This is a genomic window from Brevundimonas intermedia (assembly GCF_004614235.1).
GTDB classification, from domain to species: domain Bacteria; phylum Pseudomonadota; class Alphaproteobacteria; order Caulobacterales; family Caulobacteraceae; genus Brevundimonas; species Brevundimonas intermedia_A.
In genome coordinates this window covers 1,243,914-1,258,622 of record NZ_SPVH01000006.1, presented here as the reverse complement: position 1 = coordinate 1,258,622, position 14,709 = coordinate 1,243,914, and the positions used below count along the sequence as shown (strand labels likewise).

17 protein-coding genes are annotated in these 14,709 nt (G+C 66.6%); 9 read left to right on the top strand and 8 right to left on the bottom strand.

The window, feature by feature from the left end; all coding sequences use genetic code 11:
• Positions 1-34: 34 nt before the first annotated feature.
• Positions 35-826 (top strand): LytTR family DNA-binding domain-containing protein, encoded by a 792-nt coding sequence (locus tag EGY25_RS12590; protein WP_245159460.1) that lies wholly within the window; start codon positions 35-37, stop codon positions 824-826.
• A gap of 68 nt (positions 827-894) precedes the next feature.
• Here the strand turns inward: EGY25_RS12590 and EGY25_RS12585 are convergent, their stop codons facing one another.
• On the bottom strand, positions 895-1,104 hold the full coding sequence (locus EGY25_RS12585) for a DUF3126 family protein (protein ID WP_135195287.1): 210 nt from the start codon (positions 1,102-1,104) through the stop codon (positions 895-897).
• 84 nt (positions 1,105-1,188) lie between these two features.
• Positions 1,189-2,391 (bottom strand): DUF1624 domain-containing protein, encoded by a 1,203-nt coding sequence (locus tag EGY25_RS12580; RefSeq protein ID WP_135195286.1) that lies wholly within the window; start codon positions 2,389-2,391, stop codon positions 1,189-1,191.
• A 51-nt stretch (positions 2,392-2,442) separates the two neighbouring features.
• Here EGY25_RS12580 and EGY25_RS12575 point away from each other — a divergent pair, with 51 nt between their 5' ends.
• Positions 2,443-4,518, top strand: a complete 2,076-nt coding sequence (locus tag EGY25_RS12575; protein ID WP_135195285.1) for a TonB-dependent siderophore receptor — start codon at positions 2,443-2,445, stop codon at positions 4,516-4,518.
• Between the two features lie 9 nt (positions 4,519-4,527).
• Here the strand turns inward: EGY25_RS12575 and cysE are convergent, their stop codons facing one another.
• Positions 4,528-5,355, bottom strand: a complete 828-nt coding sequence (gene cysE / locus EGY25_RS12570; RefSeq protein WP_135195284.1) for a serine O-acetyltransferase — start codon at positions 5,353-5,355, stop codon at positions 4,528-4,530.
• A 20-nt stretch (positions 5,356-5,375) separates the two neighbouring features.
• Entirely contained in the window at positions 5,376-6,002 is a 627-nt protein-coding gene (locus tag EGY25_RS12565) for an NUDIX domain-containing protein (RefSeq protein WP_135195283.1), read from the bottom strand.
• Between the two features lie 45 nt (positions 6,003-6,047).
• Between EGY25_RS12565 and EGY25_RS12560 the strand changes: the two genes are divergently transcribed.
• Together EGY25_RS12560 and EGY25_RS12555 are read left to right on the top strand one after the other, a co-directional pair.
• The gene (locus EGY25_RS12560; protein ID WP_135195282.1) at positions 6,048-6,641 is read left to right on the top strand and encodes a nitroreductase family protein; all 594 of its coding nucleotides are present in this window, start codon (positions 6,048-6,050) and stop codon (positions 6,639-6,641) included.
• 68 nt (positions 6,642-6,709) lie between these two features.
• Entirely contained in the window at positions 6,710-7,477 is a 768-nt protein-coding gene (locus EGY25_RS12555; RefSeq protein ID WP_135195281.1) for an EAL domain-containing protein, read from the top strand.
• Here EGY25_RS12555 and EGY25_RS12550 read toward each other — a convergent pair.
• Positions 7,436-8,323, bottom strand: coding sequence for a DUF817 domain-containing protein (locus tag EGY25_RS12550; RefSeq protein WP_135195280.1), 888 nt, complete (start codon positions 8,321-8,323; stop codon positions 7,436-7,438). The genes EGY25_RS12555 and EGY25_RS12550 overlap by 42 nt on opposite strands.
• Before the next feature lie 164 nt (positions 8,324-8,487).
• Positions 8,488-8,949: a preQ(1) synthase gene (gene queF / locus EGY25_RS12545; RefSeq protein WP_135195279.1), complete on the bottom strand. Its 462-nt coding sequence runs from the start codon at positions 8,947-8,949 to the stop codon at positions 8,488-8,490.
• Between the two features lie 541 nt (positions 8,950-9,490).
• Between queF and EGY25_RS12540 the strand changes: the two genes are divergently transcribed.
• From EGY25_RS12540 to EGY25_RS12525, 5 genes are all read left to right on the top strand, one after another.
• Positions 9,491-10,423 (top strand): NAD(P)H-dependent flavin oxidoreductase, encoded by a 933-nt coding sequence (locus EGY25_RS12540; RefSeq protein WP_135195278.1) that lies wholly within the window; start codon positions 9,491-9,493, stop codon positions 10,421-10,423.
• A 38-nt stretch (positions 10,424-10,461) separates the two neighbouring features.
• Positions 10,462-11,187, top strand: coding sequence for a TorF family putative porin (locus EGY25_RS12535; RefSeq protein WP_135195277.1), 726 nt, complete (start codon positions 10,462-10,464; stop codon positions 11,185-11,187).
• 174 nt (positions 11,188-11,361) lie between these two features.
• A complete protein-coding gene (locus EGY25_RS12530; protein WP_008260450.1) occupies positions 11,362-11,574 on the top strand; it encodes a cold-shock protein in 213 nt (70 codons plus the stop codon).
• A gap of 42 nt (positions 11,575-11,616) precedes the next feature.
• On the top strand, positions 11,617-11,790 hold the full coding sequence (locus tag EGY25_RS16580) for a hypothetical protein (RefSeq protein WP_167762545.1): 174 nt from the start codon (positions 11,617-11,619) through the stop codon (positions 11,788-11,790).
• A gap of 25 nt (positions 11,791-11,815) precedes the next feature.
• Positions 11,816-12,073 carry a hypothetical protein gene (locus EGY25_RS12525; RefSeq protein ID WP_135195276.1) on the top strand — a complete coding sequence of 86 codons (258 nt, stop codon included), beginning with the start codon at positions 11,816-11,818 and terminating at the stop codon, positions 12,071-12,073.
• A 2-nt stretch (positions 12,074-12,075) separates the two neighbouring features.
• Here the strand turns inward: EGY25_RS12525 and EGY25_RS12520 are convergent, their stop codons facing one another.
• Both EGY25_RS12520 and EGY25_RS12515 read right to left on the bottom strand, forming a co-directional pair.
• Positions 12,076-13,239, bottom strand: a complete 1,164-nt coding sequence (locus EGY25_RS12520) for a cystathionine gamma-synthase (RefSeq protein ID WP_135195275.1) — start codon at positions 13,237-13,239, stop codon at positions 12,076-12,078.
• Between the two features lie 5 nt (positions 13,240-13,244).
• Entirely contained in the window at positions 13,245-14,645 is a 1,401-nt protein-coding gene (locus tag EGY25_RS12515; RefSeq protein ID WP_135195274.1) for a pyridoxal-phosphate dependent enzyme, read from the bottom strand.
• Positions 14,646-14,709 lie beyond the last annotated feature (64 nt).

The window sequence follows — 14,709 nt, the reverse complement described above, 5'->3', positions numbered from 1 at the left end:
CTCGCTAGGCCCGACTTCGCGAACGGCGCCGTGGGTGCGCGAACGGGACGGCATGGGCCACACGGCGAAAACCATCATCGGGGCGACGACCGCGCGGCGCTGGGCCGTCGATGCGGTTATGCTCGTCGCCATGGGCCTGTTGCTGGGGTTTCTCGGCCCGTTCGATTCGGACAATGCGCCCCTGGCGAGCCGCTATGCCTATTGGACGGCCTGCATGCTGGGGGGCGGGCTGATCGCGGTCGCCGTGGACAAAAGCCTGGGTCGTCGCCTGCCGATCCTGTGGAGACGCGTGGCCGTGACCTCGGCGCTCGCCACGCCGCTGGTGACCCTGTTCGTCGTCGTGACCCAGCATCTGATATTCGCAGAGCAGCGCTGGTCGATCTATCTGCCGCTGCTGTGGCAGGTCGGGCCCATCATGCTGGCGGCCATGGCGGTCAGGGCCTTGGTCTGGCGACGCCCGCCCACGCGGGTCGAGACCCGCACCCTCGTCGTCCCGCCCCTGCCCGAGGCCGAGGCGGTGTTCCGGCGCAGACTGTCGGCCAAACGCCGCAGCGCCCGACTGATCGCCATTGAGGCGCATGACCATTATCTGCGGGTCCATACCGACGCCGGCGCGGAGTTGATCACCCTGCGGTTCGCCGACGCGCTGGACGAACTGGCGCGGGCGCACGGATGGCGGGTCCATCGTTCGTGGTGGGTGGCGGCCGATGCGGTGGAAGAGGTGCGCTGGCGACGCGGGACGGGCGAAATACGCCTCTTCGGCGGCCTGACGGCGCCGGTCAGCCGGACCCATGGCCCTGTGCTGAAACAAGCAGGTTGGCTCTAGAGGCGCCGCCCGCCGGTCGTGCGTGATCGCCCGGTCTGGGCTGGGCGATCACGTCTTGGAACGAAAGCCTATTCCGGCAGGTCTTCGGCCAGGATCGCCATTTCGAACATGAACGAGCCTTCCTCGTCCTCGTCCTCGAAGACGATGCCGATGAACTCGTCGCCGACATAGACTTCGGCCGAGTCGTTCTGTTTGGGGCGGGCCTTCAGGATGATGCCGCCAGTGTTGAAGGTGCGCTTGAGGTGGGCCTCGATGCGCTTCAGGTCGGTGTCTTTCACGGGGGCCTCATGGTCTGAATGTTGGCGGCGGACCCTAGAGACATCGGCGGTTCAGGGAAACCGGCGATGCGCATTTTCCCCGTTTCAGAGGTAACGCATCCACCAGTGCGAACTGCGCCGCTTAACGCCGGCGAACCATCGGCAGGCGAACCAGCACGGCACGGCGAGAATGGCCGCCAGCCCCCATAGCCAGCCAACGCCCGGCACCGCGAAGCCGTCGCCCTGATTGGGACCGAAGGCGGTCAGGGCCGCCAGATTCAACAGGTGCAGCGCATAGATGTGCAGGATGTAGAAGAACAGCGGCGCCGCGCCAAAGACGGCCAACAGCCCGACCAGCCGATCCGGCGCCTTCTCCAACCCGGCCAAAACCAGCGCCCCGACACCCAGGGTCAGCAGCAGAAAGTCGGCCGACGGCGGATATTTGGTCAGGTTCAGCACGCTCATCACCGTCTGGATCGGCGTCGCCTGCACGGCCCAGGGCGTTGGATCGCCGTAGACATTGATCGCCCTCAGCACGACGAACAGCGCCAGCGCGCACAGGCCCGTCAGCACCAGTCGCCGCAGTCGTGTCCTCTGCTCGCCCACGAACCACGGCCCGATGGCGTAACCCAGCGCCGCCACCCCGATCCACGGCAACAGCGGATAGGAGGTTCGCACCTGCCCGCCCCATGGCAGGTCCATCAGACTTCGATCATGCAGCACCGCCCAGAGTACATGGCCCGGCTGGCCCGCCGCGATCGTGATGGGATCCAGCAGATTGTGTCCCAGCACGATCACCAGTCCCATGACGATCAGCGCCGGACGCGGCAGATGCACCAGGGCCGCAAGCGCGATCATCGACAGGCCGATGGCCCAGATGACCTGCAGATAGATGATCTGCGGCGTGAACGAGAAGCTCCAGCCGAAACCGACGACCGTCAGTTCCAGAACCACCAGAAACAAGCCGCGCTTCCAAAGGAAGTCGGACGCCGACTTGGCGCCGTTTGCGCCCTGGGCCTGCTTGTTCCCATACAGCCACGCTCCCACCCCCGTCAGCGCCAGGAAGATGGGCGCACACAGATGGGCCGACAGCCGCGTGAAAAACAGGGCGGGCGAGGTCGTCTCCAGGTTCATCGGGTCCGAGACCTGGGCGTGGATGAAGAACGACTCGCGGGCGTGATCGACCAGCATCAGCAGGATCACCAGCCCGCGCAGGGCGTCGATGGATCGGATCCGACCGACCGCCCGGATCGGGGCGGCTGTCGGAGCGGCAGAGGCGGGAACAAGCGTTGCAGCGGTTGACATCATCAGGCGGAAGCGAATAACCGATATAGTATAACGTTACAAACGGAGTCTGCCTTGTCCCTCCTCATGAGCTGCGCCGGCGCGTGCCTGCTGGTCGCCGCCAACGCCCCCGCCCCTGCGACTATCGAGGCCGTTGAGCCCCAAACGGTGGGCGAGATCGTGGTTCTGGGTCGTCGTCAGGCGCCGCGCGACCTGACCCTGGGCGCCGGGCCGGTGACGGAGGCCATGTCGCCGTCCAGCCGCTCCATCGAGAACGACCTGATCAAGGCCGTGGGCGCGACCCGCCTGGCCGACGCCTTGGAACTGGTCAGCGGCGTCAGCCAGCAGAACAATCGCGGCGGGGTGATGGACAACTTCGCCATCCGCGGCTTCCTGGGCACGCCCGACGGCGGCGCGGAATATTATGTCGACGGCTTCCTGGCCAACCGGGGCATGGCCCCGCCGCGCGACCCGGCCACGGCCGAACGGATCGAGGTGCTGAAGGGGCCGTCCGGCGCCCTGTTCGGCGACATCGACCCGGCGGGACGCATCAACATCGTGTCCAAGACCCCGCGCTTCGCGACCGGCGCCGCCTTCACCGCCACGGTCGGCTCCTTCGGTTTGCGGCGCGGCGAGCTGGACCTGACGGGCCCCATCAACGACACCCTGGCCGGACGCCTGGTGGTCGCGGGCGAGACCAGCACAGGCTGGCGCGACCATGTCGGCCTGGACCGCACAGTGATCGCCCCGTCCCTGACCTGGCGGCCCAACGACGACCTGCGCCTGACCTATGTGGGCGAGTTCACGACCTTCACCACCCTGTTCGACCGGGGGATGCCGGCGATCGACGGCGACGCCCTGGCCCTGCCGGAATCGAACTATTACGGCGAGCCGGGCGACGGCGTGACCCGGTTCCGCAACGAACGGCACCAGATCACCGGCGACTACCAGATCAGCGACGGCTGGAGCCTGAACGGCGGCATCGCCTGGCGCGGCGGCTCGCTGAAGGGTCTGTCCAGCGACCAGTCCCGCCTGGTCGGAGACCAGCTGTGGCGCCAACGCCGGGGCCGTGATTTCACGGTCGAGGATCTGTCGGCCCGGCTGGAGCTGAACGGCGTGGTCGAGACGGGGCTGGGCGTACACAACCTCGGCTTCGGGGTGAAGGCCTATCAGCTGACCTATGGCGAGAAATGGCTGCGCATCAATCCGACCGCCGCCAATCCCTATCCGATCGACGTCTTCAATCCCGTCTATGGCGCGGTGACGCCGCCGACGCCCCTGCCCTTCACCGACAATCTGGAAACCCGCAAGGTCGTCACCCTCTACGCCCAGGACCTGTGGGAGGTGAACGACCGTCTCAGCCTGTTGGCCGGCCTGCGGTTAGACGACTACGACCAGACCATCCGCAACAACCGCACCGGCGCCGTCGGCGAGGCCAGCGACACGCCGCTGAAATACCGCTTCGCCGCCCGCTATCGCCTGACCGACAACCTGACCGCCCACGCCAGCTATGGCCAGTCCTTCGTGCTGAACTCAGGGACAGGTCGCGACGGTTCGGGCTTCGCGCCAGAGGACGGCCAGGGTTACGAGATCGGCCTGGCCGGCGCCTGGGACGGGCTGGATTTGGCCGCCACCGTCTTCGACATCGAGAAGTCGAACATCCTGACCACCGACCCGGTGGACCCCAACTTCCTGGCCCCGGTCGGCAAGCTGACGACGCGCGGGATCGAGCTGGACGGGTCCTTTCGCATCGACGATGCCTGGCAGGTGGTGGCCAACTATGGCTGGACCGACGCCACGGCCGACGACAGCGCCTTCGCCACCGACGCCGTGCTGAACGTGCCCGAACATTCCGGCTCGCTGTTCGCCATCGGCCGCTTCGCCACGGCGCACGGCACGACCTGGTCGGTGATGGCCGGCGCCGCCTACGTGGGAGATAGAGCCGGCGCCCTGACGCTCAATCCTGTGCGTCTGCCCGCCTATTGGAAGGCCAAGGCGGCGCTGGACTACGGCCTGACGCCCCAGGTCACGGCGCGGATCGAGGTCGACAACCTGCTCGACGAGCGATACGCCGCCAGCTCCTACAGCGCCCTGTGGATCTTCCCTGGCGCGCCTCGCAGCGTGCGCGCCTCGCTCAGGATCGCCCTGTGAGGCGACGGCTCAGATGACGAAGTCGTAGACGACCTCGGCCAGGGTGTGATCCATCGTCCTGGCCGGTTCGGCGTTGGTCGGGCAGTTGACCAGCCGCGCCGGAACCCCCGCCACGGTGCAGCCCGACGGCACGTCCTTCAGCACCACCGAGCCCGAGGCGACCTTGGCGTAGTCGCCGACGTGGATATTGCCCAGCACCTTGGCCCCGGCGCCCAGCAGCACGCCCTTGCCGATCTTGGGGTGGCGGTCGCCCCGCTCGGCGCCCGTCCCGCCCAGGGTGACGTTGTGCAGCATCGACACGTCGTCGCCGACCACCGCCGTCTCGCCGATGACGATGCCCGTGCCGTGGTCCAGGAACAGCCCCTTGCCCAGTTGCGCGGCTGGATGGATATCCAGCTGAAACAGTTCGGATATCCGGCTCTGGAAGTGGAAGGCCAGGGTCTCGCGCCCCTGCCCCCACAGCCAGTGCGCCACGCGCCAGCCCTGCAACGCCTGGAAGCCTTTGAAATACAGGAAGGGCTGCAACAGATTTCGGATCGCCGGATCGCGCTCGGCCACCGCCTGCAGATCGGCTTCGGCCGCCTCGACCATGGTCGCATCCGCCTTGAACGCCGACAGACAGACCTCGCGCACCGACATGGCGCTCATCTCGCCGTCAGCCAGCTTGCGCGCGATCTGGAAGCTGAGCGCGCCGGCCAAATCGTCATGCGACAGGATAACCGCATTCATCTGCGAGCCCAGTTGCGGTTCCTCGCGCGAGGCGGCCTCGGCCGAGGCGCGCAGCTGGCGCCACACGCTGTCGGTTCCGGTTTCCGCGACGACTTCAAGCTTGGCCATGAACGGCTCCTTCGCACTCATCATACGCGTCCCAACATCGCCTGCGCCAGCGCCGGCGGCAGTTCGCCATTCACCGCCATATGATAGGCCTTGTAGGCCGTCGCCACCGTCAGACTGTCGCGCACCGTCCCGCGCCCGATCTCGTCCAGCAGATCCAGGAACGGCACGCGCACCACGGCGATGATCTCGGTCGGGTCCGGCGCAACGGGCGCAAGCGCCAGGCCCCAGGCGATCCAGGTCATGCCGATCTCGTCGGTGGTGGAGTTCGACATCTCCACCGTCAACGCCGGCAGCCAGTGTTCGGCCTTCAGCCCCGCCTCCTCCGCCAGCTCACGCCGGATGCCATCGAACGGATCCTCGCCCAGCGGCGCGCCCCCTTCGGGCATCTCCCACGAATAGTTGGCCAGGGCGAACCGCTGCTGGCCCACCAGGGTCACCGTGCCGTCGTCATGCACCGGCAGGACGCCGGTGCCGACGTTCTTGAACCGCACCACGGCATAGTCGGCCGCATGCCCCGTCGGCGCCGTCGCCGGATGTCGGGTCAGGGTCATCCAAGGGCTGTCGAACACGGTCTCGGTTCCGTCGCTGCGCCACGCGGGCGGCTTGGACAGGCCCTCAGCCCATTTCGGTTCGTCGGAATTGCGCATGGTCCACCTATGGCGAAGACGCGGATGAAAGCCTAGCTAGACGGCATGGTCGCGCTCAACGAATCCCTGCCCCTGCCCGTTCCTTCACCGGCCTTTCTCGACCGTCTGGCGACGCGCCGTTCGGCCCCGGCCCAGGCCCTGGTCGCGCCCGGCCCGTCCGAGGCGGAGCTGGAGCAAATCCTGACCCTGGGCGCCCGCACCCCGGACCACGGCAAGCTGTTCCCCTGGCGGTTCGTGGTCATGGGGCCGCAATCGCGCGCCGAGATCGCCGAGCGGCTGGCGGTGCTGGCCGAGCTGCACAACCGACCGGCCAAGGATCAGGCGGTCCTTGCCAAGCTGACGGCCGCCCCGCTCACCATCCTGGTCGTCTCGACCCCCGTTCCCGCCGCCAAGCCGATCTGGGAGCAGCAGCTGTCGGCCGGGGCGGTGTGTATGAACCTGGAACACGCGGCCGCCGGCTTCGGCTACGCGTCCAGCTGGATCACCGACTGGTACAGCTACGACCCTCAGGCCACGGCCCTGTTCGGCCTGACAGACGGTGAAGCCGTCGCCGGCTTCATCCATATCGGAACCTTGACCGAGCCGCCCTTGGAACGCCCCCGTCCCGACATGGCCGCCAAGGTCACGCGCCTGCCCTAAGCGGAGCAGTGGCGGATATTAATCTTTCCTCCCTAACATCAGAGCCTTAACTGGAGACGTGGCGGCCGATGTCCTGTGAGGGTTGTAAAGATGGGGCGGGGTTCGACCTGCCGATCACCATGGCGTTTCAGCCCATCGTCGATGTCGCGAACCAGACCGTCTTCGCCTACGAGGCGCTGGTGCGCGGCAAGGACGGCGCCGGCGCCGGCCAGGTGCTGTCTCAGGTCTCGCCCGACAATCGCTACGCCTTCGACCAGGTCTGCCGGACCACCGCCATCGATCTGGCGGCCGGTCTGGACATGACGGCCGACGGCGCGAACCTGTCGATCAACTTCCTGCCCAATGCGGTCTATGAGCCTCGCGCCTGCATCCGCGCCACCTTGGCGGCGGCGATGCGCACCAACTTCCCGCTGAACCGGATCATCTTCGAGTTCACCGAGAGCGAGGCGATGGACGCCGCCCACATCCTGAACATCCTGCGGTCCTATCGGGCCATGGGGTTCAAGACCGCCATCGACGACTTCGGCGCCGGCTATGCGGGCCTAGGCCTGCTGGCCCTGTTCCAGCCGGACATCGTCAAGCTGGATATGGCCCTGATCCGCGACATCGACACCGACCCGGTCAAGCGCACCATCGTGCGCAACACCCTGAACATGCTGCGCGACCTGGGCGTCGAGCCGGTCTGCGAAGGGGTCGAGACCCTGGCCGAACACGACGTCCTGCGCGACCTGGGCGTCACCCTGATGCAGGGCTATCTGCTGGCCAAGCCGGCGGTCGAGGCCCTGTCACCCGTCTCATGGCCCCGCGCGGCCCAGCCCCTGGCCCATACCGCCTGACGGTTCTTCCTCCGGCCGGTGGACCAGCGACACCAGCACTACGGATATGATCATCAGCAGAAACCAGCTGCCCAGCTTGGCCAGTGAAACCATCTCCCACCCCGCCTCCTGCCCCGGATAGACCCAGGCCCGCCCCAGCGTGCCCAGGTTCTCGGCGAACCAGATGAACAACGCCACCAGCCCGTATCCCAGCAGCAGCGGCATCGACCGCCTGCGCCGGTCCGCCGTGAACCAGAACCACCCCCGCCCGAACAGCAGCACGGTCGCCGCGAACAGCGCGATCCGCACGTCCGGCAGCCAGTGGTGGGCGAAGAAGTTGACGTAGATCGCCGCCGCCAGCACCCACGTCGTCCAAAGCGGCGGATACCCCAGCACCCGGATATGAAAGATGCGCTGCACCCGCGCGATATAGCTGCCCACCGCCGCATACATGAAGCCCGAGAACAGCGGCACGGCCCCGATGCGCAGCAGACTGTCCTCGGGATAGATCCACGACCCGTGCGCGGTCTTGAACAGCTCCATGATCGTCCCCGCCACATGGAACAGGAAGATCACCCGCGCCTCCTCCCAACTCTCCAGCCGGAACGCCAGCATCGCCGCCTGGATCACCACCGCCCCGACCGCCAGAAAGTCGTAGCGCGACACCGGCGCCTGATCCGGCCAGAACAGGAAGGTCGCCAGGATCAAGCCCAGCATCAGCCCCCCGAACAGACACGCCCACCCCTGCTTCAGCCCGAACCAGAGGAACTCGTAGGCATAGCGGCGCGGACGGGACTGGTCGGCCCATGCCTCGGCCCGCGTCATCAGACGACGGCCCCAGGCTTCGAGGGGAAGGCGCTGTTTCATTCCTTCTCCCCTTGCGGGAGAAGGTGGCGGCCGCAGGCCGACGGATGAGGGGTCACGCAAACCTCGACGCGAGTGGCAGACAGGCGGCAAGACCGAACAAACCCCTCATCCGACCTCGCTCCGCTCGGCCACCTTCTCCCGCAAGGGGAGAAGGACGCAAGACCTCACCCCCGCCCGCGATACGTCGGCACGCCCTGATCCGGCAGCCACAGCCCCTCCGGCGCCACGCCCGTCTGCCAGAAGACGTCGATGGGGATGCCGCCGCGCGGATACCAATACCCACCGATCCTCAGCCATTTCGGCTCCAGTAACTCCGCCAGCCGCCGGCCGATGGCGACGGTGCAGTCCTCGTGGAAGGCGCCGTGGTTGCGGAAACTGGTCAGGTACAGTTTCAGGCTCTTGGACTCGACCAGCCACTCGCCCGGCGCATAGTCGATGACGATATGGGCGAAGTCCGGCTGGCCCGTCACCGGGCACAGGCTGGTGAACTCGGGCGCCGTGAACCGGGCCAGATACAGGGTGTCCGCATGCGGGTTCGGCACCCGCTCCAGCACGGCCGTCTCGGGACTGGTCGGGGCGGCGGTCTGGGCGCCGAGCTGGCTGAGGTTGTCGGTATAGTGGGTCATGGGGCGCATTTAGGCGCTTGCGACCAGCTTGAAAATCCTCCCCGCACCGACTTCCCTCTCCCATTGGGAGAGGGCTTGAGCGCACGGCGGCGATAGCCGTCGTCCTTGCGCGAAAGGGTGAGGGTCGAATTGTGCGACCTGGCCCACCGGCCGACCCTCATCCGGCCCTCCGGGCCACCTTCTCCCACTGGGAGAAGGGACGATATCTAGCCACCCATCCTATTTCGCCACAACTTCTCTCGCCGTTTCAACGCCATGACGCCCATCAGCGGCAATCGACCAACCGCCCCCGCAAACGCCCGTACAATGCGAGGTTTCAGCCAGGAGGGCGAAACGTCGAACTCGCGAAGCCCAATCCCGCCCGCCGAATTGCACTTCCTTGCACTTTGCACTCCATTTCCGCATGCAAGTGCAATTCCACCCCGCTCTGATTTCAGACGATTGAGACTCTGTTTTTCGCGCCCGAGTCTGAAATCCTCCCGATTGCCTTCCCCCGCGACAGCCCGCTAAGCGTAGCGAAAGAAAACTCCAGGAGACGCCCGTGGCCATTCCCGCTTCGCTGCAAAAAGGTCTGATCCTGCCGATCATCTCGGCGCCCATGTTCCTGGTCTCCGGGCCGGACCTGGTGGTCGAGGCCTGCAACGCGGGCGTCATCGGCACCTTCCCGTCGCTGAACCAGCGCACGACCGAGGGCTATCGCGACTGGATTCACGAGATCAAAGGCCGGCTGAAGCCCGAGGCCGCCGCCTTTGGCGTCAACCACATCGTCCACCCGACCAATCCCCGGCTGATGGCCGACATGATGGTGTCGGTCGAGGAGAAGGTGCCGCTGATCATCACTTCGCTCGGCGCCGTGCGCGACGTGGTCGATGCGGTTCACGGCTATGGCGGTCAGGTCTTCCACGACATCGCCAACATCCGCCATGCGCGAAAGGCGGCCGAAGCGGGCGTCGACGGTCTGATCCTGGTCGCCAACGGCGCGGGCGGCCATGCGGGGATCATCAACCCGTTCGCCCTGGTCAATGAGGTCCGCAGCTTCTTCAAGGGGACCATCATCCTGTCGGGCGCCCTCTCGACTGGACAAGATGTCGCGGCGGCGCTGATGCTGGGCGCCGACTTCGCCTATATGGGCACCCGCTTCATCAACACGACCGAGGCCATGGCCGCCGACGCCTATAAGCAGATGGTCATCGACAGCGGCGCGACCGACATCGTCCACACCCCGGCGGTGTCGGGCATCCCGGCCAACTTCATGAGCAAGTCGTTGATCGAGAACGGGATCGACCCCAAACACCTGCCCGAGCACAAGCTGGACATGGGCGACGAGGCCAAGGCCTGGAAGACCGTCTGGTCCGCCGGCCAGGGCGCCGGCGCCATCCACGAAGTCCTGCCGACCGCCGAACTGGTGGCACGCCTGCGACAAGAGTTCGCTCAGGCCACGGATGAATTCGCCATCAAGGCCGGGGTGCGCTAAGGGCGGCGCAAATCCGCATCTCGCGCGTTGGAGCCGCCATGATCCGCACGACCGTCCTCGCCGCCCTTTCCGCCGCCATGGCCGCCACCGCCTTGGCCGCCGCCGTCGCTACCCCAGCAGCGGCCCAATCCGCCCCGGCGTCGTCCGCTCGCGACGCCTGGTCGTTCGAACTGGGCGCCGGGACGGACAACCGCTCCAAGGACGCGTCCAAGTCCGGCAACGACGGCTACGCCTTCGGCTCGGCGACCTGGGAAAGCGCGGACGGCCTGTTCTATGTCAGCCCCGGTTTCCAGACGATCCAGTCCGGCGGCTCCAACGTCGAGGCCGAGTTCGTCGCCGGCTATCAGCCCGAGGCCTTCGGCTACAACTTCGACTTCAATGTCGCCTACAAGAACCGTCTGGACGCCGAGGCCGGTTATGACGAGGACGCCTGGGAGTTCACCGGCAACGCCAGCCGCTCCATCGGCCCGGCCAGCGCCCGCCTGCAGATCCAGTACTCTCCGGACGCCGCCGGCTCGACCGAGGCCTTCACCTGGATCGAAGGCCGGGTGGGGTGGGACTTCACCAATCGTCTGAACGGCACGGTCGCGCTGGGCCGGCGCGAGCAGGACAACGCACCCGACTATACGGGCTGGAACGCCGGCGCGACCTACGCCCTGACCGACGCGATCGAGCTGGACCTGCGCTACTACGACACCAACGCCCACACCTTCGGCGAACAGTACGAAGACGCCCTGGTCGCCAAGGTCGCCTACGCCTTCTGAGCCCGCGCCTTGCACAAAGGGCGCTGGAGGCCCATATGGGGGCTGTCGATCTCTCTGCGTAACGCCGCTGCTCCCTTTGCATCACGCACCGAGGTCCAAAAGCCGATCCCATTCAGACCCGACAGGCCGACCAGGGATCCCTCCCTGCGGTCAACGCCAGACGGAGGTCTCCAAATGGCTACCGGCACTGTAAAATGGTACAACCCCACTAAAGGCTACGGCTTCATCGCTCCCGATGACGGCGGCAAGGACGTCTTCGTCCACGCCTCGGCCGTCGAAACGTCGAGCGTTGGTTCGCTGAACGAAGGCCAGAAGATTTCCTACGAAATCGAACGTGACTCGCGCTCCGGCAAGGAATCCGCTGGTCGCCTTACGGCGGCAGAGTAGGACACGCTTCTCAACACGCACGCCATCGCTTTTGATGGCGTCGTGACGAAGCACCTGCCTCTGGGCGGCCGCAAGGTTCGCCTGGATAACGGCCACGTCGTCTCGGTCCTGCCCTCGCTCGGTTCGCCTAAAGGCCTATCTTTGCTGGGCGACCGCGTCGTGGTCGAGATCGCCTTCAATCAGCTGAAGGGCTGGCGCCTCGCGCGCCGGCCCTGAAGCCCGTTCCATCAGGACGTGACCCATGACGACCCTCGCCGAAAAAATCCCGACGATGACCGACGCCGACCTCAACAGCCTGCGCGCCAACGCCACGCGCCTGGCCGAAACCGGCGCCTCCACTCAGGTGATGGCCGCCGCTGACATCCTGCCTGTGATCGACACCGAGATCGCCCGCCGCGCCGCCCTGCCCAAGGCCGCCAAGGCGCCGGTAAAGCGCGCCGCCCCCAAGAAGAAGTTGCCGCCCGTCACCGGCCACCAGACCGCCCTACCCTCCAGCTGAGATCAGCCCAGGGCCTGATCCAGATCCGCGATCAGGTCCTCGACGTTCTCGACCCCGACCGATAGCCGGATCAGGTTGTCGGTCACGCCGCCCGCCTCGCGGACGTCCTTCGGCACGCTCGCGTGGGTCATGATCGCCGGGTGGTTCACCAGGCTTTCGACCCCGCCCAGCGACTCCGCCAGGGTGAAGACCTCGACCCGCTCCAGCACGCGTTTCGTGCGCTCCAGGTCGCCCTCCAGGATCACCGTCACCATCCCGCCGTAGCCGCCGCTCATCTGGCGCGCGGCCAGTTCATGCTGCGGATGGGCGATCAGGCCGGGATAGATGACCTTGGCCACGCCCTTGCGGGTCTCCAGCCAGCGCGCCACGGTCAGGGCGTTCTCGCAATGCGCCTTCATCCGCAGCGCCAGCGTCTTGAGCCCCCGGTTGGCCAGGAAGGCGTCGAACGGCCCCATGATCCCGCCGACCGAGTTCTGCAGGAACTTGATCCGCGTCGCCAAGTCGGGATCGGCCGTCACCAGCACCCCGCCGATGATGTCCGAATGGCCGTTCAGGTATTTGGTCGCCGAGTGCATGACCACATCCGCCCCCAGGCTCAGCGGCTGCTGGCAGAAGGGGGTGGCGAAGGTGTTGTCCACGATCAGCAGCAGGCCATGCGCCTTGGCCACCTTCGACAGAGCCGCGATGTCCGCCAGCTTCATCAGCGGATTGGTCGGGGTCTCGACCCACAGCATCCTGGTCTTGGGCGTGATCGCCGCCTCGACCGCGGCGATGTCGCTCAGGTCCACATAGGCGAAGTCCAGCCCCATGGTGCGTCGGCGCACCCGCTCGAACAGCCGCCACGAGCCGCCGTACAGGTCGTCGCCGGTGACGATGTGATCGCCCGCGTCCAGCAGCTCCAGCGCCGTCGAGGTCGCCGCCATACCCGAGCCGAACCCGAACGCGTGCGTGCCGCCCTCAAGGTCCGCGATACAGGCCTCGAACGCCTCGCGCGTCGGGTTCTTGCCCCGCGCGTATTCATAGCCCTTGTTCACACCCGGGCTTTCCTGGGCATAGGTCGAGGTCGCGTAGATCGGCGTCATCACCGCACCCGTGGTCGGGTCGGGATGCTGTCCGGCATGGATGGCGCGGGTCGAGAAACCCTGGCTGTTCTTGGTGTCGGCCATGGTTCTTACCGGTTCAGGCTGAGGTGGTTGATCAGGTCGGTGCGGGTGATCAGGCCGACGAACGTCTCGCCATCCAGCACGATGGCCACGCGGTCTCGGTCGAAGACGGGGATCAGGGCGTCCAGCGGCTCCTTGACCTGAAGCGTGTCCAGATCGCGCGTCATGGCCGAGGCCACGGGCTTGGCGAACCGTTCCTTACGCGTGATCTCGTCGGTGTTCATGATGCGGATCAGGTCGCTCTCGTCGAGGATGCCGACCAGGCGGCCGTCCTCGATGATCGGAAGCTGCGACACGTCGGCGCCCTTCATCCGCTTGAAGGCGGTGTCCAGGGTGTCGCCCGGCCCGGCGACGACCACGTCGCCCTTTTCGTATTTGCGGTTGATCAGGTCCGACAGGTCGCCGTGCAGCTCGCGCTCGCCCAGGCCCTGATCCGCCAGCCAGGCGTCATTGTAGACCTTCGACAGATACTTGGCCCCGGTGTCGCAGACGAAGGTGACGCAGGTCTTGGCCTCGGTCTGCTCGCGGCACCAGCGCAGGGCCGAGGCGATCAGGGTGCCCGACGACGACCCGGCCAGGATGCCTTCCTTCAGCAGCAGTTCGCGCGCCGTGGCGATCGCCTCTGCGTCCGGGATCGAATAGGCCTTGTCGATCAGGCTCATGTCCGCAGTGTCGGGCACGAAGTTCTGGCCGATGCCCTCGACCGTATAGCTGCCGTCCGGCCCCGGCACGCCGTCGTTGACGATGCCGGCCAGGGTCGAACCCACCGGGTCGGCCAGGATGATCTGGGCGTTCGAGCCCACGCTCTTCAGATAGCGCGCCACGCCGGTGATCGTCCCGCCCGAGCCGATGCCGGCGACGAAGGCGTCGATGTCGCCGCCCGTCTGCTCCCAGATCTCCGGCCCCGTCGTCTTCACATGGGCCTCGGCGTTCGACTGGTTGGCGAACTGGTTGACGTAATAGGCGCCCGGAATGGCCTGGGACAGACGCTCGGCCATGTCGGTGTAATATTCGGGGTGGCCGTGCGGCACGTCCGAACGCGTCAGGCGAACATCGGCGCCCATGGCTCTGAGATGCTGGATCTTTTCCTTCGACATCTTGTCCGGGATGACCAGCAGCACCTTATAACCCCGTGCACGGCCGACCAGCGTCAGCGCCAGGCCCGTATTGCCCGCCGTCGCCTCGACGATGGTGCCGCCCTCCTTCAGCCAGCCTTCCTTCTCGGCCGCGTCCAGCATCTCGACCGCGATCCGATCCTTGATCGAGCCGCCGGGGTTCTGGGATTCCAGCTTCAACAGCAGACGGCACTTGCCGGTGTCGATCTTGGTCACCTCCACCATCGGCGTCTTGCCGATCAGATCCAGCGGCGACTTCACGGTCGCGCTCAGGGCGGGGGCATGCAGGGACATCGAAGACTCCATTCGGGGACGGCGGAAGCTGAAGCCCCGCATTCACTCGGTCAACTCACGCAAG

Excerpts from the sequence above, each read along its gene's own strand:
- EGY25_RS12580 (WP_135195286.1), bottom strand. The coding sequence starts at position 2,391 with ATGATGTCAACCGCTGCAACGCTTGTTCCCGCCTCTGCCGCTCCGACA.
- cysE (WP_135195284.1), bottom strand. The coding sequence starts at position 5,355 with ATGGCCAAGCTTGAAGTCGTCGCGGAAACCGGAACCGACAGCGTGTGG.
- EGY25_RS12565 (WP_135195283.1), bottom strand. The coding sequence starts at position 6,002 with ATGCGCAATTCCGACGAACCGAAATGGGCTGAGGGCCTGTCCAAGCCG.
- EGY25_RS12560 (WP_135195282.1), top strand. The coding sequence starts at position 6,048 with ATGGTCGCGCTCAACGAATCCCTGCCCCTGCCCGTTCCTTCACCGGCC.
- EGY25_RS12555 (WP_135195281.1), top strand. The coding sequence starts at position 6,710 with ATGTCCTGTGAGGGTTGTAAAGATGGGGCGGGGTTCGACCTGCCGATC.
- EGY25_RS12550 (WP_135195280.1), bottom strand. The coding sequence starts at position 8,323 with ATGAAACAGCGCCTTCCCCTCGAAGCCTGGGGCCGTCGTCTGATGACG.
- queF (WP_135195279.1), bottom strand. The coding sequence starts at position 8,949 with ATGACCCACTATACCGACAACCTCAGCCAGCTCGGCGCCCAGACCGCC.
- EGY25_RS12535 (WP_135195277.1), top strand. The coding sequence starts at position 10,462 with ATGATCCGCACGACCGTCCTCGCCGCCCTTTCCGCCGCCATGGCCGCC.
- EGY25_RS12530 (WP_008260450.1), top strand. The coding sequence starts at position 11,362 with ATGGCTACCGGCACTGTAAAATGGTACAACCCCACTAAAGGCTACGGC.
- EGY25_RS12525 (WP_135195276.1), top strand. The coding sequence starts at position 11,816 with ATGACGACCCTCGCCGAAAAAATCCCGACGATGACCGACGCCGACCTC.
- EGY25_RS12520 (WP_135195275.1), bottom strand. The coding sequence starts at position 13,239 with ATGGCCGACACCAAGAACAGCCAGGGTTTCTCGACCCGCGCCATCCAT.
- EGY25_RS12515 (WP_135195274.1), bottom strand. The coding sequence starts at position 14,645 with ATGTCCCTGCATGCCCCCGCCCTGAGCGCGACCGTGAAGTCGCCGCTG.